The sequence below is a fragment of the Paenibacillus sp. SSG-1 genome, from assembly GCF_002224835.1.
GTDB lineage: Bacteria > Bacillota > Bacilli > Paenibacillales > Paenibacillaceae > Paenibacillus_AQ > Paenibacillus_AQ favisporus.
On sequence record NZ_MBRK01000001.1, the window covers coordinates 6,752,077 to 6,776,765 of the forward strand.

General features: G+C 57.0%; 18 protein-coding genes and 1 pseudogene. 14 read left to right on the forward strand and 5 right to left on the reverse strand.

What is annotated here, in order from left to right:
- From BCV73_RS36005 to BCV73_RS30750, 3 genes and pseudogenes are all read left to right on the forward strand, one after another.
- A pseudogene (locus tag BCV73_RS36005) lies at window positions 1–364 on the forward strand (methyl-accepting chemotaxis protein); the annotation flags it as partial.
- A 162-nt stretch (window positions 365–526) separates the two neighbouring features.
- A complete protein-coding gene (locus BCV73_RS30745) occupies window positions 527–2,842 on the forward strand; it encodes an ATP-dependent DNA helicase (protein WP_089549658.1) in 2,316 nt (771 codons plus the stop codon).
- Between the two features lie 174 nt (window positions 2,843–3,016).
- A complete protein-coding gene (locus BCV73_RS30750; RefSeq protein ID WP_089549659.1) occupies window positions 3,017–3,991 on the forward strand; it encodes a Gfo/Idh/MocA family protein in 975 nt (324 codons plus the stop codon).
- 4 nt (window positions 3,992–3,995) lie between these two features.
- Here the strand turns inward: BCV73_RS30750 and BCV73_RS30755 are convergent, their stop codons facing one another.
- Window positions 3,996–4,670 (reverse strand): CidB/LrgB family autolysis modulator, encoded by a 675-nt coding sequence (locus tag BCV73_RS30755; RefSeq protein WP_089549660.1) that lies wholly within the window; start codon window positions 4,668–4,670, stop codon window positions 3,996–3,998.
- Complete coding sequence (locus BCV73_RS30760) at window positions 4,670–5,041, reverse strand: CidA/LrgA family protein (RefSeq protein WP_089549661.1); 372 nt, start codon at window positions 5,039–5,041, stop codon at window positions 4,670–4,672. Before BCV73_RS30760 ends, BCV73_RS30755 begins: the two co-directional genes overlap by 1 nt.
- Before the next feature lie 199 nt (window positions 5,042–5,240).
- On the opposite strand from BCV73_RS30760, the gene cidR reads away from it, so the two are divergent.
- The 6 genes from cidR (at window position 5,241) to BCV73_RS30790 (ending at window position 13,270) form a co-directional block, all read left to right on the forward strand.
- Window positions 5,241–6,134 (forward strand): cidABC operon transcriptional activator CidR, encoded by an 894-nt coding sequence (gene cidR / locus BCV73_RS30765; RefSeq protein WP_089549662.1) that lies wholly within the window; start codon window positions 5,241–5,243, stop codon window positions 6,132–6,134.
- 276 nt (window positions 6,135–6,410) lie between these two features.
- Complete coding sequence (locus BCV73_RS30770; protein ID WP_089549663.1) at window positions 6,411–7,781, forward strand: MATE family efflux transporter; 1,371 nt, start codon at window positions 6,411–6,413, stop codon at window positions 7,779–7,781.
- Between the two features lie 157 nt (window positions 7,782–7,938).
- Window positions 7,939–8,481 (forward strand): MarR family winged helix-turn-helix transcriptional regulator, encoded by a 543-nt coding sequence (locus BCV73_RS30775; protein ID WP_089549664.1) that lies wholly within the window; start codon window positions 7,939–7,941, stop codon window positions 8,479–8,481.
- Window positions 8,475–10,202: an ABC transporter ATP-binding protein gene (locus tag BCV73_RS30780; protein WP_089549665.1), complete on the forward strand. Its 1,728-nt coding sequence runs from the start codon at window positions 8,475–8,477 to the stop codon at window positions 10,200–10,202. The genes BCV73_RS30775 and BCV73_RS30780 overlap by 7 nt, the downstream gene beginning before the upstream one ends.
- A complete protein-coding gene (locus BCV73_RS30785; RefSeq protein ID WP_089549666.1) occupies window positions 10,199–12,079 on the forward strand; it encodes an ABC transporter ATP-binding protein in 1,881 nt (626 codons plus the stop codon). The genes BCV73_RS30780 and BCV73_RS30785 overlap by 4 nt, the downstream gene beginning before the upstream one ends.
- A 216-nt stretch (window positions 12,080–12,295) precedes the next feature.
- Complete coding sequence (locus tag BCV73_RS30790) at window positions 12,296–13,270, forward strand: DNA-3-methyladenine glycosylase family protein (protein ID WP_089549667.1); 975 nt, start codon at window positions 12,296–12,298, stop codon at window positions 13,268–13,270.
- A gap of 74 nt (window positions 13,271–13,344) precedes the next feature.
- On the opposite strand, the gene BCV73_RS30795 is transcribed toward BCV73_RS30790, so the two are convergent.
- Entirely contained in the window at window positions 13,345–13,905 is a 561-nt protein-coding gene (locus tag BCV73_RS30795) for a TetR/AcrR family transcriptional regulator (protein ID WP_240913409.1), read from the reverse strand.
- A 374-nt stretch (window positions 13,906–14,279) separates the two neighbouring features.
- Here BCV73_RS30795 and BCV73_RS30800 point away from each other — a divergent pair, with 374 nt between their 5' ends.
- From BCV73_RS30800 to BCV73_RS30810, 3 genes are all read left to right on the forward strand, one after another.
- Window positions 14,280–16,499, forward strand: a complete 2,220-nt coding sequence (locus BCV73_RS30800; RefSeq protein ID WP_089549669.1) for an MMPL family transporter — start codon at window positions 14,280–14,282, stop codon at window positions 16,497–16,499.
- A 203-nt stretch (window positions 16,500–16,702) separates the two neighbouring features.
- Window positions 16,703–17,827, forward strand: coding sequence for a nitric oxide synthase oxygenase (locus tag BCV73_RS30805; protein WP_076171878.1), 1,125 nt, complete (start codon window positions 16,703–16,705; stop codon window positions 17,825–17,827).
- A gap of 122 nt (window positions 17,828–17,949) precedes the next feature.
- On the forward strand, window positions 17,950–18,420 hold the full coding sequence (locus BCV73_RS30810; RefSeq protein WP_076171877.1) for a hypothetical protein: 471 nt from the start codon (window positions 17,950–17,952) through the stop codon (window positions 18,418–18,420).
- A 150-nt stretch (window positions 18,421–18,570) separates the two neighbouring features.
- Here the strand turns inward: BCV73_RS30810 and BCV73_RS30815 are convergent, their stop codons facing one another.
- On the reverse strand, window positions 18,571–18,891 hold the full coding sequence (locus BCV73_RS30815) for an antibiotic biosynthesis monooxygenase (protein WP_089549670.1): 321 nt from the start codon (window positions 18,889–18,891) through the stop codon (window positions 18,571–18,573).
- Between the two features lie 41 nt (window positions 18,892–18,932).
- A complete protein-coding gene (locus BCV73_RS30820; protein ID WP_089549671.1) occupies window positions 18,933–20,480 on the reverse strand; it encodes an FAD-dependent oxidoreductase in 1,548 nt (515 codons plus the stop codon).
- Window positions 20,481–20,692: 212 nt separating this feature from the next.
- Between BCV73_RS30820 and BCV73_RS30825 the strand changes: the two genes are divergently transcribed.
- Both BCV73_RS30825 and BCV73_RS30830 read left to right on the forward strand, forming a co-directional pair.
- Window positions 20,693–21,634: an aldo/keto reductase family protein gene (locus BCV73_RS30825; RefSeq protein ID WP_089549672.1), complete on the forward strand. Its 942-nt coding sequence runs from the start codon at window positions 20,693–20,695 to the stop codon at window positions 21,632–21,634.
- A gap of 241 nt (window positions 21,635–21,875) precedes the next feature.
- Window positions 21,876–24,386 (forward strand): GH39 family glycosyl hydrolase, encoded by a 2,511-nt coding sequence (locus BCV73_RS30830; RefSeq protein ID WP_089549673.1) that lies wholly within the window; start codon window positions 21,876–21,878, stop codon window positions 24,384–24,386.
- Window positions 24,387–24,689: the final 303 nt, after the last annotated feature.

The following is a 24,689-nucleotide window of genomic DNA, read 5'->3' on the forward strand; positions in this document are numbered from 1 at the left end:
CCAGCGGACACTGCGGCAGATCGGCGGGCAGGTGGAACTGGCCTTTGCCTCCATGGACGAAGGCAGCCGGGCGGTGGAGGAGGGTACGAAAATCGTCGCTTCGGCCTCTGAAATGCTGGGACAGGCTGGCAGCCAGGACAGCCTCAAGACCAAGATGGTCGGTGAAGTGGTGGGCATCATGGAAAAGGTAGCCGCCGTCAGCATCGAAAACCGCAGCATTTCGGCAGAGGTGGAAGGCACCCTGCAGGAGCTGCAGGAGGACATGCAGCACGTCCGCGGCACATCGGAAAATGTGGAGTCCATCACCGGATCGCTGCTTCAGCTTGTCAACCAGTTCCGCCTGACCGAGACGCGGAGAAGATAGCAGGAAGACGGTGGCGTCGTGACCTGCCGCTGCCGGATGAGTTCATTAGACAAAGCTCGTGCCACTTTTTCAGGGCGGCACGGGCTTTTTTCGTGGATAGCGCATTGGGACTGCCCGCTCCATTATGGTATGATGGGAAAAACAAGGGGAACGGGTGATCCTATGTCTGAAGAAAACCGGGAGCGGGCGGAGGTTCGGATATCGGTCCGGCCGCTGGTGGAATATGCTTTCTCAAGCGGGGATATCGATTCCGGATTCCGGTCGGCCACCGCCATGGTTGAAGGCACACGAATTCACCAGCAGGTGCAGAAAACTTACGGGGAAGGCGACCAGAAGGAGGTGTTCCTGAAGCGGGAGATATCCTTCGGGGACCTGACTTATGTCATTGAAGGAAGATGCGACGGCCTGATCCAAACGGATGACGGCTGGATGATCGATGAGATCAAATCGACCGCTGCGAGCCTGGATGCGATGGAGGGGGACGGAAAGCCGGTTCACTGGGCACAGGCCCAAGTTTACGCCTATATTTATGCCATGGACCACGGCCTGGACCGGATGACGGTGCAGCTCACCTACGTCGAGACGCATACCGGCACGGAGCGCCGTTTCCGGCGGATGCTGACGCTGGCGGAGCTCGAAGCCTTTGTGATGGGGGTGCTGGAGGTCTATACCCCGTATGCCGCGCTCCGGCTGAAAAATGCGCATCTCCGGGATGAGAGCATCCGCGCGCTGCCGTTCCCGTTCGACACTTACCGGGAAGGACAGCGCAAGCTGGCGGGAGCGGTCTATCAGGCGGTGAAGGAGAAGCGGAAGCTGTTTGCCAAGGCACCGACGGGGATCGGCAAGACGATGTCCACGCTGTTCCCGTCCGTGAAGGCGATCGGGGAGGGGCTGCTTGGACAGATCTTTTATTTGACGGCCAAGACGATCACCCGAACGGCCGCCGAGCAGGCCTTTGCGCTGATGCAGGCCAAAGGGCTGCGAATGCAGACGGTGACGATTACGGCCAAGGACAAAGTCTGCTTTCAGGAGGAGACGGTCTGCCGGAAGGACGCCTGCCCGTTTGCGGACGGCTACTACGACCGGGTCAACGGGGCTATTTTGGACATGCTGTCCCAGGAAACGGTGATGGACCGCGCCGTCATCGAGCGTTACGCTCGCAAGCACCAGGTATGTCCCTTTGAGTTTTCGCTGGATGCGGCCTACGCAGCGGATGCGGTCATTTGCGACTATAATTACATCTTTGATCCGCGGGTTTCGTTCAAACGGCTGCCCGAGGAGCAGAAGAGGCGGACGGTGCTGCTCGTGGACGAAGCCCATAACCTCGTTGATCGGGGCCGGGACATGTTCTCGGCTGAGATCGGCAAGGCGGCATTTCTCGAGCTGAAGCGCGGATACAAGGGCGTGGATGCCGGGGTTCAGAAGGCGGCGGATGCGGTCAATAAATTTTTTATCGAGCTGAAAAAGGAAATGGGCGAAGTCCGCCAGAAGCAGTGGCAGGAACAGCCTCGGGAACTGGGTGAGCGGCTGGAGCTGTTCATAGCCGAAGCCGAGCGGGAGCTGCTGGCTCCCAAAGGCGATCCCGGGCTGCAGGAGCAGCTGCTGGATGCTTATTTTGTGTCGCAGCATTATATCCGGATCGCCAAGCTGTATGACGAACGCTTTTTGACGTATGCCGAGATTCACGGTGGCGACTGCGTGCTGAAGCTGTTCTGCATGGATCCGTCCTACCTGCTCACCCAGGCGGGAAAAGGTTTCCGCTCGACCGTGTTTTTCTCGGCCACTCTGTCTCCGCTGTCCTACTATAGGGACATGCTGGGCGCCGGCGAGGAGGACTACAGCTTGTCCGTGCCGTCGCCGTTCAGCCGGGAGCAGCTGGATGTGCGCATCGAGCCGCTGTCCACCAGGTACCGGGACCGGGACGACACCCGGGACGCGCTGGTGAAGCTGCTGCATGGCCTCATATCGGAGCGCAAAGCGAATTACATGGTCTTTTTCCCGTCGTACCAATATATGCGTATGGTGGTCGAGCCTTTTGCGGAGCTGCACCCGGAGGTTGGCATCATCGTGCAGGATACCGGAATGGCCGAGGAGGAGCGGGAGCGGTTCCTCGCGGCGTTCCAGGCGGACAATGCGGATACGCTCGTCGGCTTCGCTGTGCTCGGGGGTATTTTCTCCGAAGGCATCGACCTGCAGGGGGACCGTCTGGGAGGCGTGGTCGTAGTCGGTGTGGGCCTGCCGCAGCTCGGTTTTGAACGGAACCTGATTCGGGATTACTTCAATGAAAACGGGAAAAGCGGGTATGATTACGCCTACGTATTCCCCGGGATGAATAAGGTGCTGCAGGCCGGAGGGCGGCTGATCCGCTCCGAGCAGGATACGGGCATGCTGGTGCTGGTCGACGACCGATTTCTCCAGCGGCACTATCAGGGGCTGCTCCCGGATGAGTGGAAGGGATTCAAAGTCGGGAGGCCTTAGACGGGCGAGACGCGGCACGGCGAAGTGGTCCTCCGGGCCGCTTGGTCTCGTCGGGATTTGGTTCCGCGAACGGGATGGATACGAGGGCGTGCGATGCGTTCCCAACAAATCGTAGCCAAACGGGACGGCCCCCGGTATAGTGGAGAAAACAGGATAAAGGTGGGATCGCGCAGGATGACACTTCGTATCGGATTGATCGGAACCGGATGGTTCAGCGGTGTACATGCCGACAACTTGGCGGCGATGGATGGAGTAAAGCTGACGGCGGTTTGTGGTACAAGCCTGGAGAAAGCAGACCGGATGGCGCGGCGTTACGGCGCCGAGGGATATGGGGATCTGGATGCCATGCTGGACGCGGGGCCGCTCGACGCGGTGTATATCTGCGTGCCGCCGATGGCACACGGCGAAATCGAAATGAAGCTGATTGAGCGCGGTATTCCGTTTTTGGTGGAAAAACCGCTTGGGCTCGACACCAGCTTGCCGGAACAAATTTTGGCCCGGGTCCGCGAGACGGGGCTGTTGACGTCGGTGGGTTACCATTTCCGCTACCAGCACAATGCGGCGCGGCTGAAGGAGGAGCTGTCGAATCATACGACCGGCATGGTGCTGGGGCGGTGGATGGACAGCATGCCGGGCGTGTCCTGGTGGAGACGGCAAAGCGGCTCCGGCGGGCAGTTCATCGAGCAGACGACGCATATGGTCGACATGCTCCGGTATACAGCCGGCGAAGTGGAAGAAGTGTATGCGCTTTACGGGGACCGGGTCAAGCGGAGCCAGGTGGACGGGGTGGAAGTTGCCGACGTGGGAACGGTCACGCTCCGCCTGGCGAGCGGCGTGGTAGCGAACATCTCCAACACATGCGTCCTGCCGGAAGGTGGCGGTCTGAGCCAGACGGGACTGACATTCTATACGGACCGGGGGATCGTCGATTGGAACCCGCAGCGGCTGCAGCTGGCGGCGCCCGGTGTAAAGACGGAATATGCGGAGCAGGGGAGCCCCTATGTACGCGAAACGGAAGCGTTTCTCCATGCGCTGCGCACCGGAGACCGCTCCCGTATTCTTTCAAGCTATGAGGATGCCTGCCGGACGCAGGCCGTGACTTGTGCCGCGTTGGCCTCGGCATCTACCGGCAAGCCGGTCCGCCTCTAACTCCTTACCACATCAGCATGAGCAGCGGCGCCGCGCCGAGCGTGAACAAGGCGGCCAGAATCATCGAGACGCTGGAGATCGCTCCGCTCATCGAGCTGAAGCCGAAGGCCACGGACGTCCCCGTCCCGTGGGCGCTCGTGCCGAGCAGCACGCCGCGGGCGATTTCGTTCTCGATCCGCAGAAGGCGCAGAATCATCGGCCCGAGCACGGAGCCGAGCAGGCCGGTCATAATGACGAAGACCGCCGTAATGTTCGGCACCCCGCCGATGACCTGCGATACGTTCATGGCGATCGGCGTCGTGATCGAGCGGGGGATCAGGCTGGTCACTAATGAAGTGTCCAGCTTCAGCCCTTTGGCGAGCACCGCCGAAGAGATCATAGCCATGAAGGAACCGGTAAGCACGCTGACGACGATTTCGACGGCGTGCTTTTTGAGTACTTTAAAATTTTTATAGAGCGGCACCGCAAAGGCGACTGTCGCAGGCTGGAGCATATCGCTCAGCCATTTCCCGCCGGCATTGTAATGTTCATAGGGAATATGCGTGCACAGCAGGAAAATAATAATGATGCAGGGCGTCACCAGCAGCGGCGACAGATACACTTTGGGATACCGCTTATACAATCGTTTGGCTGCCATGTAGATCACGAGGGTTAGCAGCAGACAGATGAGACCGATCATCATGACACCTTCCGTTCTTTATGTTTGGCAATGCGTGCGGCGGTCAAGCCGGAGCTGGCCATGACCACGACCGTGCTGAAAATAACGACGAGCAGGATTCGCACCCCGTCGCTCTCCAGCATCGCAAAATATTTCATCACCCCGACGGCGGCCGGGATAAAGAAGAGCAGGAGCTCGGCGAGCAGCCAGTTTGCTCCGACTTCGATCCATTCGAGCTTGACGACGCCGGATTCGAGCAAAAGAAACAACACGATGATTCCGAGAATGCTGCCCGGCACCGGCAGATGCAGCAGACCGGCCAGCTGGTTCATCGCATATGAAAACAGCATTAAAACGGCGACCTGAAAGGTCCCTTTGACGGCATGCTTCATCAATTGTTTTCGCCTTCCTTTCATTTATAATGAAAATTTTACAGCATTAATTTTCATAGGTAAAATGCATATATCGAATGGATATCATTCCATTTGGCTATGGCATAAGGATGACGTATAAGTTGAAAATCGAAATGGATGATGGGCAAGTACGTAAAATGTCCCCGATAGACTTACTCAAGGAAAAGGAGAACGACGTATGGACATCCGCCAATTGCAGTATTTTATGGAGGTCGCCCGGCTGCAGAGTTTTACGAAGGCGGCGGAATCGCTCTACATCACGCAGCCGTCGATCAGCAAAACGATCCGCAACATTGAGGAGGAGCTTGGTGTCACCCTGTTTGACCGTTCAGGCAAAAAGGTGGTGCTGACCGATGCCGGCCGGATTATTTACGAGCAGGCGCAGCCGATCGTGAAGTCGTTCCAGAGCTTGTCCTCCGAGCTCGGCGATTTGAAAAATCTGAAGAAGGGCCATATCCGCCTCGGCCTGCCGCCGATGGTCGGATCGAGCTTTTTCCCTGAGGTGATCGGGCAGTTCCATCAGAAATACCCGCAGGTGACGATGCAAATCTTTGAGGACGGCGCCAAAAAGGTGGAGGTCGACGTAGAAAGCGGTTTGCTCGACATTGGCGTTGTGGTGCTGCCGACCGACGACTCGCTGTTCCACTCGTTTTCGTTCGTCCGGGAAAACCTGATGCTGCTGGTGCACCCGTCTCACCGTCTTGCGCATCGCGAGTGCGCCGGTCTTGCCGATCTGGCGGAAGAGAACTTCGTGCTGTTCCGGGAGGACTTTGCGCTGCATGACCGGATCATTACGGAATGCGTCAAGGTCGGCTTCCAGCCGCATATCGTCTACGAAAGCTCCCAATGGGACTTGATCAGCGGCATGGTCGCCGCCAATTTGGGCATCGCCCTGCTGCCGGAAACGATCTGCCGGGAAATCAACCGGGAGCGGATCCGTATTATGCCGCTGGTGGAACCGGTTATTCCGTGGCAGCTGGGGATGATCTGGCGCAGGGACCGTTACCTGTCCTATGCCGCGCGGGAATGGATCGCGTTTACGCAGGGGAAATTGATGGATGACAGGGGGTAACCGGGCAGACTGGAACGCATTATTTTAATGAGGTTACAAGAAAAAATACATTAAACCTGCACCCTCTCAGACCTCCTATTTTTGCTTTTAAAGCGTTTTGAATTCAGACGTGTATCTCCTCATTATTTTTATATTTTACAACCCTTACACGGCCGCATAGATGCCTTAAAACTCGTGTTTTCATGCGATTTCAGTCTGATATAATGAAAGATGGAAATGCGCATTTCTACGGAAACTACGAGCGAAAAGGAATGATTTACAATCAACCATGATGAAATGAGCAGCCGGTTTGCCGCGGGGAGCATCCCCAAGCTGCTGTTGTCTCTTGCACTTCCGGCGATTGCGGCTCAAATCGTCAACGCGCTGTACAATGTCGTCGACCGGATGCTGATCGGCAGGATGCCGGGAGGCGGTACCTTTGCATTAACCGGACTGGGCATTGCCTTCCCGCTGATCATGACCATCTCGGCGTTTGCGGCCCTCATCGGCCTTGGCGGCGCTCCGCTGGCCTCCATGAAGCTGGGGGAAGGGAAACCCAAGGAAGCGGAGAAGCTGCTGGGCAGCTGCTGTCTGATGCTCCTGCTCGTCTCGGGAGTGCTGACGGCGGTGCTGCTGTGTTTTCACCGTCCCCTGTTGATCGCCTTCGGAGCGAGCGGTACAACACTGCCCTATGCCAGTGATTATATGGGCATCTATTTGCTGGGGACGGTCAGCGTGCTGATGTCCCTTGGGCTGAATTCTTTTATTTCCATTCAGGGTTTTGCGAAAACGGCAATGGCCACGGTCTGTGCGGGAGCTGTGCTGAACGCCATCCTGGCACCCCTTTTTATATTTCCGATGCATATGGGAGTTCGCGGGGCCGCTTTGGCAACCGTCATTTCCCAGACTGCGTCCGCTATATGGGTGCTGTCGTTTCTTACATCCAGGCGCAGCCACCTCCGCCTTCGGCTCCGCAACCTGCGGGTGAACCCCCGGATGGCGTGCCGCATCCTTGCGCTGGGACTGTCCCCTTTTATCATGCAGTCGACGGAAAGCCTGATCCAGATCGTATTTAATATTTCCCTAGCACGGTATGGCGGCGATTTGTATGTAGGCGCAATCAGCATTCTGACCAGCCTCATGCAGCTGTTTTCCCTGCCTTTATCCAGCTTTGCGCAGGGAGCGCAGCCGGTCATCGGCTACAATTATGGATCGGGAGACTATGCAAGGGTGAAGGCGGCGATCCGGTTTTGTACGGCCGCTTGCGGTGTCCTCGGCATCGTGATGTGGGCGGTAGCGGTGTTCATCCCGCGGTTTCCCGCCATGATTTTCACGGATCAGGCTGAATTGATTGCGCTGACGGAAAGGCTGATGCCGGTCTTTTTCCTGGGGACGTGCATTTACGGCATTCAGCTGGCGCTGCAGCAGATGTTTCTTGCGCTTGGGCAGGCTAAGGTGTCCATCTTTATTGCCGTCCTGCGTAAAATCATTTTGCTGATTCCTTTGGTTTTTGTGCTGCCGGAGTTCATATCGCCCAAAGCCGATGCCGTCATTATGGCCGAGCCGATTGCAGACGCCTGCGCAGCGGTCACCTGCTGCATATTGTTTGCGGCGACGGTCAAACGTCTGCTGCGGAATTCTGGTCATGCAAGCACAGCTGATCCATGAACAAAATATTGTTGGACTTTATTAGATATGTTTTAATTGACATATAAATCGGAAAGATCATATAATTAGGTTGCCTATTTAATTGGTAACCTAATTATTTTTTTGTGCGGGATCTCATCCTTCATAGCACGTTTGAGAAAGGAGGATTATTGGCGTCATGAACGACGATGGCAACAACCGACAGAAAGCCTTCTGCCAGGGTAGTGAACCGCAGGAGCATGACCAGCACCACGAAACCGTTGTCCAGCTGCTTCAGGCAGTCATGCGATTTAACAGGGGTGAGTTTCGCCACCGGGTAATCGAAGGCTTGAAGATGAGCGAGATGGGGCTGATGGTTCTGCTCATGCGTCATGTCGAGCCGGATAGCCCGGGACTGAAGGTGTCCGAGATCAGTGCGATGCTGGGGGTCACTTCTCCGACCGTCACCCAGTTTGTCAAAGCGCTGGAGAAGAAGAAATGGATCGTACGGACGCCGGATGAGGCGGACCGAAGGGTGGTCCGGATCAAGCTCAGCGAAGAGGGGCGGGAAGCGATTATCCAAGCCCGTAAGGCGACGATCCATTCCTTCAAGGGGCTTGTCGATCACCTGGGCATCGAGGAGAGTGAGAAGCTGTCCGAGCTGCTGACCAAGGCTTATAAGTATTATGAAAGCAAGACACAGAATGATTCATCGGATGGAGGTGAAGTGCCAACATGCTGAAGCTTTTTCGTTCATTGAAGCCGTTCTGGCTTCTGATCCTGTTCACATTTGTGCTTGTGTTTCTGCAGTCCATGTCGGACCTGTATCTCCCGACGCTGATGTCGGACATCGTGGATAAGGGCATCATCGAGGGAGACATTCCTTACATTTGGAAAATCGGCGGCTTTATGCTGGCCGTAGCTCTGGGGGGAGCCATTTGCTCCATCGCCGCGAGCTACCTGTCCGCCAAAGTGGCGGGCGGCTTCGGCAGATCGATGCGCAGCCGGGTATTCCAGCATGTCCAGAATTTCTCTCTGCAGGAATTTGACAAGCTGGGCACGGCTTCGCTCATTACCCGTACCACCAATGATATCGCCCAGACCCAGCAGGTGCTGACCATGATGCTGCGGATGATGATCAGCGCGCCGATGATGTGTATCGGCGGGATTATTATGGCGGTGTCCAAGGACGCCAAGCTGTCTCTGATCATCGTCGTGATCGTTCCGGTGTTGGCGGGCTCCATCGCCCTCATAGCCGGTATGGGAATGCCGCTGTTCAAGGCGATGCAGGTCAAGCTGGACAAACTGAACCGGGTGCTCCGCGAAAACCTGACCGGGATCCGGGTCATTCGTTCGTTTAACCGGATTCAGCATGAGCAGGAGCGTTTCAAGGAAGCCAACTACGATCTGACCAGCACAGCGGTCCGGGTGAACAAAATCATGGCGGCCATGATGCCGATCATGATGATCGTCATGAACTTATCGACCATCGCCATCGTCTGGTTCGGCGGCCTGCGCATCAGGGACGGACATATGCAGGTCGGGGACCTGATGGCTTTTATCCAGTACGCCATGCAGATCATGTTCTCCCTGATCATGGTTTCTATGGTCTTCGTCATGGTACCGCGCGCTTCCGCATCCGCTGCGCGGATTAACGAGGTGCTCAGCATTACGCCGGATATCGACGATCCGCTCGTTGCACAATCCTCTGAAGAAGGACGCGGCTATTTGGAATTCCGGGACGTGACGTTCAGTTATCCGGGCGCGGAGCAGCCGGCGCTGTCGGGGATTTCATTCACCGCCAAGCCGGGGGAGACCACGGCGATTATCGGCGGCACCGGTTCCGGCAAGTCGACGCTGCTCAGCTTGATTCCGCGCTTCTATGATGTGGCGGAAGGCAGCGTGCTGGTCGACGGGGTCGATGTCCGCGAGATGACGCAGGAGGAGCTGCGCGCCAAGATCGGCTTCGTGCCGCAGAAGGCGCTGCTGTTCACCGGGACGATTGCGGACAATATCCGCTACGGCAATAAGGACGCCACCGATGAAGAGATCCGCGAAGCGGCGGATATCGCCCAGGCGACCGAATTTATTATGAATATGAAAGACGGCTTTGAGTCGGAAATTGCCCAGGGCGGAAACAACGTGTCCGGCGGGCAGAAGCAGCGCTTATCCATCGCGCGGGCGCTGGTACGCAGACCGGAAATCTATGCGTTCGACGACAGCTTCTCGGCGCTTGATTTCAAGACGGATGCGAAGCTGCGCAGCGCGCTGAAGCCGGTGACGCGGGACGCAACCGTTCTGCTCGTGGCGCAGCGGGTCAGCACGGTCATGGACGCCGACCGGATCATCGTCCTCGACGAAGGGCGGATTGCCGGCATCGGCACCCACCGCGAGCTGATGGAGACCAGTGACGTTTATCGCGAAATTGTATCCTCACAGCTGTCAGAGGAGGAGATCGCATGAGTGAGCAAACAAGAAGACCCGGACCCCGGATGGGAGGACCCCGGCATCCCGGCGGCCATCCCGGCCAAATGATGCCTGCGCAGAAGGCCAAGGACTTCAAGGGCTCCCTGAAGCGGCTGGTCGGCTATCTGCGGCCGCGGCGGGGGACGTTGATCGTTATTTTTCTGACGGCGATTCTTAGTACAGTGTTCAGCATCGCGAGCCCGAAAATTCTCGGCAAGGCGATTACCAAGCTGCTGGAAGGCGTCATCGCGATGGCGAAGGGGACGCCGGGCGCCGGCATTGACTTTACCTATATCACCCAAATCCTGCTGATTCTGATTGGTCTGTACCTGTTCAGCGCAGCGTTCAGCTATATTCAGCAGTATCTGATGGCTGGCGTGGCGCAGAAGGTCGTGTACGATATGCGGGAGCAGATCAACGCGAAGCTGTCGCGCCTGCCGCTGAAATATTTTGATTCCCGGACGCATGGGGAAATCTTGAGCCGCGCGACCAACGACGTCGACAACATCAGCACCACGCTTCAGCAGAGCTTGACGCAGCTGATCACGTCGATCGTGACGCTGGTCGGCGTCATCGTGATGATGCTGTCGATCAGCCCATGGATGACGCTGATTCTGATCGTGACGCTGCCGCTCAGCTTCATTGTTATCAAAGCGGTGGCTTCCCGGTCCCAGAAGCATTTCATGGCCCAGCAGGCTTCTCTAGGACAGCTCAACGGCCATGTGGAGGAAATGTACACAGGCCATAAAATCGTGAAGGCCTTCGGCCGCGAACGGGAGTCCGTCGAGGATTTCAACAAAATCAACGAAAAGCTGTACAGCTCCGGCTGGAAAGCCCAATTCATCTCCGGCATCATCATGCCGATGATGATGTTTATCGGCAACATCGGCTATGTGCTGGTCTGCGTGGTCGGGGGGATCTTCGTCACGCACGGCCGGATTACGATCGGGGATGTGCAGGCGTTCATCCAGTACGCCAGACAGTTCACCCAGCCGATTATGCAGACGGCCAACATTGCGAACATCATCCAGTCCACCATCGCTTCGGCGGAGCGCGTGTTCGAGCTGCTTGATGAAGAAGAGGAAGTGCCGGAAGCGGCGGATGCGGCTGTCCTGAACAGTCCGAAGGGGGCCGTGGAGTTTGAGCATGTGCGGTTCGGCTATAAGGAAGACGCAATGCTCATTGAAGACATGAACATCGATGTGAAGCCGGGACAGACGATCGCCATCGTCGGGCCGACAGGCGCCGGCAAGACGACGCTCATCAACCTGCTCATGCGCTTCTATGAGCTGAACGGCGGGGCGATCACCATCGACGGCGTGAACATTACCCACTTGAAGCGCGGCAATTTGCGCAGCATTTTCGGCATGGTGCTTCAGGATACCTGGCTCTTTAACGGGACGATTATGGAAAATATCGCTTACGGCCGGGCCGGCGCCACGAATGAGGAAGTGATCGAGGCGGCCAAGGCGGCTCATGCCGATCACTTCATCCGGACGCTTCCGGACGGCTACGACACCGTGCTCAACGAAGAAGCGTCGAACATTTCCCAAGGGCAGAAGCAGCTGCTGACGATTGCGCGTGCCATTCTGGCCGATCCGTCCATCCTCATTCTGGATGAAGCGACCAGCAGCGTCGACACCCGGACGGAGGTCTATATTCAGAAGGCGATGAACGACCTGATGAAGGGCAGAACGAGCTTTGTCATCGCCCACCGGCTGTCCACGATCCGTGACGCCGATCTGATCCTGGTCATGAACCAGGGCAGTGTGATCGAGAAGGGCAACCACGAGGAGCTTCTGGCCAAAGGCGGCTTCTACGCCGATCTGTATAACAGCCAGTTTTCCGGCGGAAGCATTCAGGAGGTTGTCTGAGGGTGAAGGTGACCCCACCCGCGACCCCTTATCATCCGCATTTCAAAAGAGCAGCCATGACGGCTGCTCTTTTTTTTGGAATATTGGCAGTTTAAGCTTGAATATCGAACGTGTGTTTGTCAATATTGATCTTAGAAGTTCATTCAGGAATATAAAACGCAGACCGAACCTGCGGTGAATGCTTGATCACTTTACAGGAGTCAGGAGGTACGGAACATGAAAGAAACGATCCCGCTGCTTACGCCCTTTAGCATCGAACGAACCATGGTCGCGGTCAGGGGGCAAAATCCCCGGCTCGTGCTGGCTCATCCGGAATACCCGGTATTCACGAAGGTGATTCCGGCGGAAGGGCGCGACATTCCGGTCACCGTGTCCTTGGTGGAGACCGACCAGGGACCGGCGGCGGAGGTGGATCTGCTGCAGGCCTGTAATTCGAAGGAAACCGAAGCCATCCGGGTGTATGTAGGCAAAATGCTGTCCAACCATGTGGACCTCAGGCCGTTCTATGCGCAGCTTCAGGATGAGCCTGTTATTGGCTCCATTCTTCCGGGGCTTCATGGGCTGAAAATACTGCTGGAGCCGAATCTGTTTCAAAATCTGGTGCGGACGATTATCGGCCAGCAGATGAACCTGAGCTTTGCCGCTTCGCTCGTCTCGCGAATCACCGAGCAGTACGGCACCCCCGTGACGATCGGGGACCATACGCTCTACAGCTTCCCGAAGCCGGAAGCGCTGGCCACGCTCGAACCGGACGAGCTGCTGCGGCTGCAGTTCAGCCGGCGTAAAGCCGAGTACATCACCGGCCTGGCGCGGCAAGTAGCGGACGGCTCCCTCGACCTTAACGCCATGCCGGACCTTGCGGACGAAGAAATTTTCAACCGGCTGCTCCCGATCCGCGGCGTCGGCAAATGGACGGTCGAGTGCTTCCTGCTCTTCAGCGTGGGCCGAACCGATTTCTTCCCGGCCGATGACATCGGACTGAAAAATGCGATGAAAGTGCTGTGGGGCTTTGACAGCCAGCCGCCTTCTCCCCTCATGCTGGAGATCAGCCGCAGCTGGTCGCCATGGCGGAGCTACGCCGCTTACTACTTATGGGCTTGGCTCGACGAGTGGAAGCTGCGGCAGAAGCAGGAGAAGGAACAGAAGAAGCCTGTCCGCGGCAAGTCGGCCCGAAAAGCCTCGGAAGAATAGCGGCGGCTGACCTACGCCATAATCGAGCCGCATGCTACCAACCCATCGAGGCCGCCTTCAGCCAGTCCTAACCGCTACGCTTCCTGCACGCCGACCCCGTTCCAGAACATGTTGACGATCTCCTGGGCCAGTTCGCCCGCGGACGGGGCGAATTCTTTGGCAATCTCCCGGTTGCCGATCATCAGCATGGATGCCAGCGTGTGCGCCATAAGGAGCGGGTGTGCGGAGCGCACCTCCCCGTTTTTGATCGCCTCGGTGAAGCTGACGGTCAGCACATCGTGAATCTGGTCCTCGCTGACGCGGATTTCCTCCAGCTGTTCGGGCGCCAGCGAGGCGCTGGCATCGCGCATGATCGTTTCAAAGTCTCCGTGCGGGAAACGAAGCTTGTTCTCGGCTAGCTCCACGAGCCGGTCGTAGAGCGGCTTGTCCTGCTGCATAATCCGGAGGGAAGCATTGCGCGCCTTCTGCATCATGGCGGTGACAGCCGCCGTAAAGAGCTGGGCTTTATTTTCAAAGTGATAGTAAATGGACGCCTTGGTTACGCCGCATACTTGGGCAATTTGCTGCAGCGAGACCGGCTCATAGCCGTACTCCATGAACAGGGCGGAAGCTGTTTTCAGGATGAATTCGTTCATGGGAGTGTCCTCCTGCCGGCGTTTGGGCCGGCCTGGGGAGCGTTTAGCCGGTTGTTTTCCCTGGGATTGTTCCATATCGTTGTCCTCCATAATCTAAGTAGTTGATCGTTGTCCTCCAGTAATTCCACAATCCTGTTCTAAATCCTGATTGATAATTAACCTTCCGGTATATATAATTAATGTGGCATGGTAATAGCGGATGTGCTTTTCATTGAATTCTGCGATTGTATGCCGCCTGATAAGGCTGAAAAGTACGGCGGTCCGTACTGTCCCATATTGTATCACGGAGCCTGCGGAAGCCGCACTTTATCGGCATGAACATGTACTTATAATATACCATTTTGGCACCTGTAACAGGTGGGGAGGAGCAGAATATGGGGGATTCCGGATACGGGCGCTGGGTCGCCGGAAAAAGAAGCAAATGGATCACGCTGGCCGTTTGGGTCATCATCGTGGGGGTGCTGAGTGCCATCTGGCCGATGGTCAACAGCGAGGTCCAGAACAATGCGGCCAATCTGGACGGCGCCAAGCCTTCGGTTCAGGCTGAACGCATCGCGGAGGAGCAGTTCAGCAGCGATGCAGGGGTTCCCGCCCTGCTGGTCTGGCACCGTGAAGGCGGGCTGAAAGACGATGATTTACAGCATGTGCAGAAGGTGTATGCCGAATGGAGCGCGAATCCGGTGCCTTATCAGGATTCGGTTGCACCATTTCATCAAATGCCGGAGGCCGCGCTGAAAGCGATGCTGTCCGAGGACCAGAGCACGCTGGTCACCCCCGTGCTGTTCGAGAAAAGCGCAGACAGCGACCAGCTGAAAGAAGGGGTGGAGCAGCTGAAGTCCGGGATCACGCATGAAACCGGGCAGGATCCCTTCGCCGCAAGCCATAACTCCGGTTCGGACCTCAGCGTCCGCGTCACCGGTCCGGTCGGCATTTCGATCGACGCGACCGGCCTCTTCAAGAACGCGGATTTCAAGCTGCTCATGTCCACCGTCATTTTGGTGCTGGTTATCCTGCTGCTCATTTACCGCTCGCCGATTCTGGCGCTCATTCCGCTGATCGCGGTCGGCTTTGCATATGGCGCAGTCAGCCCCCTGCTCGGCCTGATGGCCCAGAAGGGCTGGATCACCGTCGATTCCCAAGCCGTCTCGATCATGACAGTGCTGCTGTTCGGGGCCGGGACGGACTACTGTCTGTTCCTGATCTCGCACTTCCGCCATTTGCTGAAGGAAGAAGAGAGCAAGACCCGGGCGCTGCTGCGGGCAGTGACGGAATCCTCAGGCGCGATCGCCATGAGCGGCTTCACGGTGGTCCTGTCGCTGCTTGCCCTGCTGCTAGCGAAGTACGGGGCATACCACCGTTTTGCGGTTCCGTTCAGCGTTTCTATTCTTGTGATGGTGATCGCAAGCTTGACGCTGGTACCTGCGCTGCTGGCGATTTTCGGGCGGACGTCGTTCTATCCGTTCGTTCCCCGTACGCCGGAGATGGAAGAGGAACGCGCCCGCAAGAAGGGCAAACCGGCACCCGCCCGCAAGCCGAAGCGTCCCGGCTTTGCCAGCCGGCTCGTGGTCCGCAGACCTTGGATGATCGTCATTGTGACGGTAATCGTGCTGGGCGCGCTCGCTTCCGTATCCAGCCAGGTGAAGTTTACCTACGATATTATGTCATCTTTTCCGAAAGACATGGCCTCGCGTGAAGGCTTCGATACGATCGGGAAGCAGTTCAGCCCCGGGGAACTGGCTCCGGTGAAAATTATGGTCGATACGGAAGGCAAACCGGACGGCCTGGATCAGAAGCTGAGAGAGCTGCCATATGTGGATGAGGTGTCGAAAGGGCAGCCGGGCAGTCAAAACGCCAATATTATCGCCTACGACGTCACGCTCGACATGAATCCTTATTCCAGCGAAGCGATGGACCAGATTCCCCACCTGCGGAGCACGGCAGAGCAGGCGCTTCAGGCGACGGGGGTGGGTTCCCCGGCAGGTAAAGTGTGGATCAGCGGCCAGACCGCCGAACAATACGATACCCGCGAGACCGGCGACCGCGACACGATGGTCATTATTCCGGTCGTCATTGGGATGATTACGCTGCTGCTGCTCGTGTATTTGCGGTCGATCACCGCAACGGTATATTTGATTTTGACTGTTATTTTGTCTTATTTCTCGGCGCTTGGCCTGGGCTGGCTCATCATCCATTACGGGCTTGGCGCGGACGCCATCCAAGGAGCGATTCCGCTCTATTCATTCGTGTTCCTGGTGGCGCTGGGCGAGGACTACAACATCTTCATGATCTCGAGCATCTGGAAAAAACGGAAGCATATGCCGTTAAAGCAGGCGATCCAGGAGGACGTGTCCGAGACGGGCTCGGTCATCACCTCCGCCGGCCTCATTCTGGCCGGGACCTTCGCGGTGCTCGCCTCGCTGCCGATCCAGGTGCTAGTCCAGTTCGGCATCATTACCGCCGCGGGTGTCCTGCTGGACACTTTCATCGTCCGGCCGTTTCTCGTGCCGGCCATTACGGCGCTGCTGGGCCGCTTTGCTTTCTGGCCGTCTTCCCATTCGGAGGCCGAGAACACCAAGGCTGGCATGCCGTCCTGATTCATCCTAAAGAGGAGTCCCTGTTTTTCAGGGGCTCCTCTTTTGTGCTGCCACCGAACATCTCTCGTCCGCCGCCCAACCCGGTTCATCCAGCCTGCCGCAAGATTCACCATTTGCTCAAGCCTTACACGGCTGTGGCTTCAGCGTCTGGCTTATAATAGGGAGAGACAGACCCTTTTTACGAACGACGAGGTGAACGCGGCATGAAGGTGTATGACGTTCTGCAGAGTGATGCGGAAGAATATATATTATTGTGTTATCAGGAGCTTGGCAAGACGGAAGCCGAGACCGTCCGGAGGCTGGCGGAAATCAGGGCCAGCATTGAAGAGACCGGAACGTATGAGCATACGTACGAGGAACTGGTTCACGGGGCAAAAATGGCATGGCGCAACAGCAACCGCTGCATCGGCCGCCTGTTCTGGGACTCGATGCAGGTCATCGATGAGCGGGGCCTTGAGCGGCCCGGCGACATTGCCGAGGCGCTGCTGCGCCATATCGAACGCGGCACGGGCGGCGGCAAAATCGTGCCGACGATCACGGTATTTAGGCCGTCGGTACCCGGCATGAGCGATATCCGCATCCTGAACCACCAGCTGATCCGCTATGCGGGGTACGAAAACGGCGGGACGGTCACCGGTGATCCGGCTTCCGTTCTGTTTACGAGGCTGTGCAAGAAGCTGGGCTGGACGGGAGAAGGGACGCCCTACGACGTCCTTCCTCTTGTCATTCAAGGCGGGAAAGGCGGGCCTGAGCTGCATCCCATTCCGCCGGAGCTGGTCATGGAAGTGCCGATCACGCATCCGGATATGCCCGCCTTCGCCGAGCTGGGCCTGCGCTGGTACGCCGTGCCGATCATTTCCGATATGGAACTCGTGATCGGCGGCATCCGCTATACGGCCGCTCCGTTTAACGGTTGGTACATGGTGACCGAGGTCGGTGCGCGAAATTTCGCCGATGAACAGCGGTATAACATGCTGCCGCGGGTGGCGGAGCTGATGGGCTTGTCCACAGCGAGCGAAACCTCGCTCTGGCGGGACCGCGCACTCGTCGAGATGAACGTCGCCGTGCTGCATTCCTACAAGCAGGCGGGGGTCAGCATGGTGGATCACCATACGGCGGCTTCCCAGTTCCGGCTGTTTGAAGAGCGGGAAGCCAGGAGCGGCAGAGAGGTCACCGGGAACTGGACGTGGTTGATCCCGCCGTTATCGCCGGCGACGACCCATATTTTTCACCATTCGTATGACAACACGGTCAAGACGCCAAACTTCTTTAAGAGAGAGGCGTCAAACGCTACGCCGAAACAAGCGGGATGCCCATTTCACCATTAGCTGATCGACTCCGACACCCTGCAAACCCGAAAAAAGTGCTTGATTGCTTGTTGCTTTTCGCCTGCTGCGTCGTATAATGATTTATTAGGTTATTTGACATTAAAGGGGATAAAGATAGAGCGTTGAACACCATATATTTGAACGAAATCATCCGTGAGCTGGTCGGACGGTCGGGACTGGGCGTTCAGGTCCGACTGAGAACACGGTCCCGGGATGGACGCCTGATCGGCGGCAAGTACGGGATGGTTTCCAAGCGGATCACGATGTATACCGGTGTGATCGAGGAACAATGCATGCAGATGTTCGGATCATTGGACCGGGTGGAGGAGTATTTTACGATTGTCTTGGCCCATGAGCTGGGGCATGCCGCGGATCCGGAGCTGCCTGCGCTCTCCGAATCGCTGGAAGACATGAATCTTACTGAGGAACAGCGGATGCGCGTGGCGCTGCAGATTGAAGAGAACGCATGGAACTATGCGCTGGAGCTGATTCCCGAAGCGGATCTGCCCATGATGAGCGCCATTATCGACGAGTCGCTGTATGCATACCGGCTTCAGGTGGAGGAAGCGGGAGCCGAGGCGGGCATCGCCTGATGTCAGTCGGAACCGGCTGCCGCGGGGTCAGAGTTGGATCAACAACATCTTATAAAATAATAAAGGATAGGCTCGGCAGACCCTTCGGATCTCTCGAACCTATCCTTTTTTGGTTGTCGGGCAAAACCCGCCTGCACTACAGCATACTGCTTATTCCGCTGCGTTCAAGGGGCTGACGACGAGCTCATACTGGTTCAGCGTAGAGCCGAGAAGGATGTCCTTGCTGCCTCCGGCCCCGCGGTGAGAAGCGCGGAAGGACTCGCTCTGCGTCCAGTTTTTAAACGACGCCTCGTCTTCCCAGACGGTGGACACCTTCAGTTCCTCGGCTTCCGTCTCCTTGCTCTTGCCCAGCCATACCTCCATCCGGACAAAGCCCGGCATGTCCTGCACGCCCTTGGCATTCGCAAAACGCTCGGCCACGGCTTGTCCGTGCCCTTCCTTGATCAAAATCGTATTGGTGATGACTATCATAAGGAATCGCCTCCGATTGTGGTATCGTTCCTTAATTCAGTCTACTCGTGTGCATCCAGTTTCTCAAGCGGCTTGATAGCCGGTCCTTCAAACACGACCCCGTCATAGGAAAACCGGGAGCCATGGCAAGGGCAGTCCCAGGTCCGCTCCGCCGCGTTCCACTCGGTCTCGCAGCCCATATGCGTACACGTGTTATCCACCAGATGAAGATTGCCCTCCGGGTCTTTATAAGCGCCGGCTTTTTTTCCGTTATGGCGGACGACGGCGCCTTCGTCAGGATTCAGGTCTTCAATCCGGGTGTGGACGAGGCCGACTTTGCCGGAAATCAGCTCTCCAGCCACATCGGCATTTTCCTTCACCAGGTTCATAATCGACGGGTCGGCGAGGAAACGGGACGGCGTGTACAGCTCGCTGTACGGATTGTCCCTGCCGATGATTTGATCCGATAACATCCGCCCGGCGAGGGTACCGCTGGTCATGCCCCATTTGTTGAAGCCGGTTGCCACGTAGATCCCTTCGTCCTTGGACGTAATTTGTCCGATGTACGGCACCTTGTCAATGGTGACCAGATCCTGGGTGGACCAGCGGAAAGGAATGCCTTTGCTGCCCAGCAGCTTGCCGCCATAGGCTTCGAGCGCCTCATAGTAGGAGAAGGTGCACATATGCTGCCCGGTTTTATGCCCTTCGCCGCCGACGATGACCACCTCTTCACCGTTCCAGGAGGCGGCCCGCAGCGAGCGCGTCGGCTTGTCCGCACTGATATACATGCCGCCGGCAAACGCCGTTTCCGGCTTCATAGCCAGCGCATACGAGCGGTCGGCATGCAGCCGCGCGAAATAAAAGCCGCCTTCATCGAGGAACGGGAAGTGGGTAGCGGCGACGACATGGCTGCATTGAATCTTGTGGCTTCCGCGGTAGGTGACGACCGTTAACGGTCCCTCCTTGTCCACCTTATGGACCGTCGTATTCTCATACACTTGTCCGCCAGCCTTCACGAACTCTTCCAGCAGGCGCCGCAAATAATGCAGCGGATGGAACCGGGCTTGTCCCGGCAGCTTGATGGCACCCGATGCGAACTGAGGAATCGGCAGCTTGTTCACCCATTCGCCGGGGATGCCCAGCTTTTCATAAGCCTCAAATTCCTTCTCCAGCTTATTGAGATCCTTATCCTTCTCCATATATACATAGGCGTCTTCTTCATGGAGACCGCAGTCGATATTCAGCTTGGACGCCGTATCCCGGATGAATTGAAGCGCATCCCGGTTGGCCTGATAATACATGGTTGCCCGTTCCTGCCCGAAATGGCTCAGCAGTTCATCGTACAGCATACCGTGCTGGGCTGTAATTTTGGCGGTCGTATGTGCGGTGGTGCCGTTCAGTACGTTCCCCGCTTCGACCAGGGCGACCTTCAGCCCTTCCCGGGCAAGCAAGTACCCGGTCGTAATGCCCGCAATTCCCGCGCCTACGATAGCAACGTCCACCTTGATGTCTTCCGTCAGACGCGGAAAGGAAGGGAGGTCCGTTGTCGCTCTCCATAAAGATTCAGGGTACTGCGGCAGCTCATTGGATATCGGTTCAGATGGTTGCATAGCATCGTAGCCTCCTAAGTATTTTCATTTCATTTATTACCACTTTTCGCCAAAAAGAAACCGAGCTTGCCCGTGCGGCGGCTTTTCTTCCCTGCGGGGGTTGTTTACATATAGTAGGGAAAGCCTAAATCGTCCTGCGGGCGGGCAGAAAACTTGCCTTAGGGCGGCCAATTGGGGAATCCCGATATGAACAAGGAGGCGCTGATACAACGATGAAATACCGGAGACTGGGAAGAAGCGGACTGAAAGTGAGTGAAATCAGCCTGGGCAGCTGGCTGACTTACGGCGGATACGTGGAGCGCGAAAATGCGGTTCTGGCGATCCGGACGGCCTATGACGAAGGCGTAAATTTCTTTGACACGGCCAATGTGTACGAGCGGGGTGCGGCCGAGGAACTGTTGGGGCAGACGCTGAAGGCGTACCCGCGGGAGTCTTACGTGCTGGCAACCAAGGTGTTCGGAAAAATGGGGGACGGCCCCAACGATCAGGGACTGTCGCGGAAGCACATTATGGAGCAGTGCGATGCCAGCCTGAAGCGGCTGGGCCACGACTATGTGGACCTGTACTACTGTCACCGGTATCATGCCGATACGCCGATCGACGAAACGCTGCGGGCGCTGGATGACCTGGTTCGCCAGGGCAAGGTGCTGTACGTCGGCGTCAGCATGTGGACCGCGGCGCAGATGGAGGCCGCGCTCGGCACGGCTGACCGCTACCTGCTGGACCGCATCGTGGTAAACCAGCCGGTGTACAATATGTTCCAGCGGGAGATCGAGCAAGAGGTTATTCCGCTCGGCGAAGCGAAGGGGATCGGCCAGGTCGTCTACTCGCCGCTGGCGCAAGGCTTGCTGACAGGCAAATACACGGCGCCCGGCCAGGCTCCGGAAGGCAGCCGCGCCGCCAAGCTCGGCTGGAAGGAAGACCGCATCAGCGAAGAGAAGATCGCCAAGGTGCGCCAGTTGGAGAAGGTTGCCGCCGAGCTGGACATCAAGGTAGGCCAGCTGGCCCTGGCCTGGATTCTGCGGCAGCCGAATGTGGCAAGCGCGCTGGTGGGCGCAAGCCGTCCGGAGCAGGTCACCGAGAACGTGAAGGCCTCGGGCATTGAGCTATCGGCGGACGTGCTGGAACGGATCGAACAAATTTTGAACTTCTAATGATCGAATAAGGCATGGCGAAGGCCGTCCTGCAGCGGGTATCCCGATACCGCGCTGGGGGCGGTCTTTTTTTCTCCAGACCGAGAATATATCGCTCGTCTATGGCAACCGGATAACGGGAATGCTCTAGATACGCCAAGGGCCCCCCGCCGGGCTGCAGCTTTACATCGGGCGGAGCAGCTTGTAAAGTAGTTCTACGTTGAATCTGTTGCGGCAAGAAAGCCAAGTGGAGGAAATCGGATTGAAACACAGATACGAGTTTATCGAGCACCATGAGCATATGCCTTTTACGCTGTTCATCAACAGCATTGACCATATTCCGTTTCATTGGCATAAAGAGCTGGAGCTGATCTACGTCCTCAAAGGCTCGGTGGAAATCCATGTCGCCCAGGAGCGGCTGATTCTGCGGGAAGAGGACCTGCTGGTCATCAACAGCATGGACGTGCACAAAATCGACAAGACCGGCGAGGCCAACGTCCTGCTTACCCTGCAGGTCGATCCAGGGACGGTCCAGGCCCAGCCGCAGCAGTCCAAAAACCGGATCGACTGCAGCTCCGTGAACGCCCGGGGTGCGGACGAAACCCGCTTTGCGCCCATCCGCTCCGGCCTTGCCCAAATGATGTGGGAGCTGAACAAGCGGGAGGACGGCTACAGCGACAAAGTGATGGGGCATCTGCATCTCTTGCTGGGCCAGCTGGTTCGATATTTCGCGACCGCGGAGCGGCTGGACGACAGCGCGAATGCGAGCGACGTGGATCTCGAGCGCCTTCGCCGGATCATTCAATACGTGGACGAGAACTATATGTACAAAATCAACCTGAACCAGATGGCTGAACAGGAGCATCTGAGCTTCTATTATTTCTCCCACTTTTTCAAAAGCAAGATCGGCATCTCCTTTCAGAAATATTTGACCCTCATCCGTTTGGAAAAAGCGGAGACGATGCTGAGGGAGACGACGAGCAACATTATCGACATCGCCGCGGACTGCGGGTTCGCCAATGTAAAGCTGTTTAACAAGAGCTTTAAGGAAAAAATGGGCGTGACGCCTTCCGAGTACCGGCAGAAGCATGAGCGGCAGATTGGGGGAGCGGATGACAAGCATCTTCCTTTTACGAGGGATACATCGGAGAGCGGCTCCTACATCAAGGTCGATACGGTAAAAGTGCTGGAGGGCTTGTACCAGCATCTGCCGCAGGTTGAAGCCGCGGCACCGTCCGTGCCGCCCACCCCTGCCCGGAGCGTTGAGGAAAGCCTCGTTCTGGATGCGGCCGCTCCCGGAGAATCGTACGAGCCTCACTGGAACCGGCTGCTGACGGCGGGAAGGGCCGCCGAAGGGCTGCGAGAGGACTGGCGGAAGCAGCTGGCGGAAATCCAGGCGGAGCAGCCGTTTCAACATATCCGGTTCCACGGCATTTTCAATGACGAGATGATGATTTACGACGAATTGGGGGACGGGACTCCGCGGTACAATTGGAGCTATGCCGATGAGCTGTACGATTTTTTGCTGGGTCAAGGGATACGTCCCTTCGTTGAGCTCGGGTTTATGCCCGGCAAGCTGAAGCGTTCGGATGAGACCCTCTTTTGGTGGAAAGGGAACATATCGCCGCCGAAGGATATGGCCAAGTGGTCGGAGCTCATCCGCCAGTTTGTCCGGCATCTGGTCAACCGCTACGGCATGGAAGAGGTGCGGCAGTGGTACTTTGAAGTGTGGAACGAGCCGGATGCCATCGAGATCTGCTGGTCGGGGACGAAGGAGGAATATTTCGAATTTTATGCCGCCACCGCGCTGGCGATCAAGTCGGTCTCCCCGGATCTCCGGGTCGGCGGGCCGGCGCTGAATTATATTACCGTGTGGGAGACGGACTGGATTCAGACCTTCCTGCAGTACTGCCACGAGCACCGGGTGGATATCGATTTCTTTTCCTTCCACAGCTATTCGGAATATTGGCCCGGGGACGAGCACTCCGGTGGTCTATCCCATACACAGCCGCCGGAATTTTTTGTGGATACGATCCACAAAGTCCGCGAACGGATCGCCGATTCTCCGGCGGAGGCATTGGAGCTGCATCTGACGGAATGGAACTTTTCCTTGTATCCGCACAATCTGCTGCATGACACGATGTTCATGGCGCCGTTTATTATCAAAAACGCGGTGGATTCCATCGGCCTGCTGCAGTCGCTCGGGTTTTGGACGTTCACCGACATTTTTGAGGAGATGCGGGCGGGCGACAGCCCGTTTCACGGCGGATTCGGGCTGATCAGCATGCACGGGCTCAAGAAGCCCTCCTATTACGCTTTTGCGCTGCTGAACAAGCTCGGCCGCCGGATCTTGGCCAGGGGTCCGTATTATATCGCGACCGAGGAGAACGGAGACATCCAGGTGCTGCTGTACAACTATACACATGTGGACAGCTTGTACGCCAAAGGCGAATGGTCGGGCATCAGCGAGCAAAACCGGTACGACGTGTTTGAAAGCAAGGAGGCGCTGGACGTCAGCCTCGACATTCGCGGTTTGCAGGGAGATTACAAGGTGTCGCATTACACCCTGGACCGGGAGCACGGATCGGTGTTTGACGCATGGCAGGCGATGGGAGCGCCGGACTTTCCCAGTAAGGATGAGGTTGCCTATCTGCGCCGCCAAAGCGGGCCTGACTTGAAGGTCTCCCAAATCCGGGCTGCTTCTTCCTATACCGTTCGGGTCACCGTACCGCCGCACGGCGTGCAGCTGATCACGCTCCATAAACAGTATTGAACACAGCTCCGAAATTTCCCGTTCCTGTGCCGGACGGAAATTCGGGGCTGTTTGCGATATGCCTGCAGCAGCCGGGGATGACCGCAAAAAAAGGGGTGCTTTTAGGCAAAAGAGAACAAGAACGGGCTTTTGCTTCAGGGTTAGAATGAGAACAAGCAGTCATTTGTTGATTCTGCAAACGTCTACATAGCGTGAACTAAAGAAATGAATGTTATAGGCCCGATTGGACCGTAATATAACAGGAAGTTTCATGCAAAACTTTAGTTCAATCTATGTACAATCCATGATTAAAGGAATGAGTCA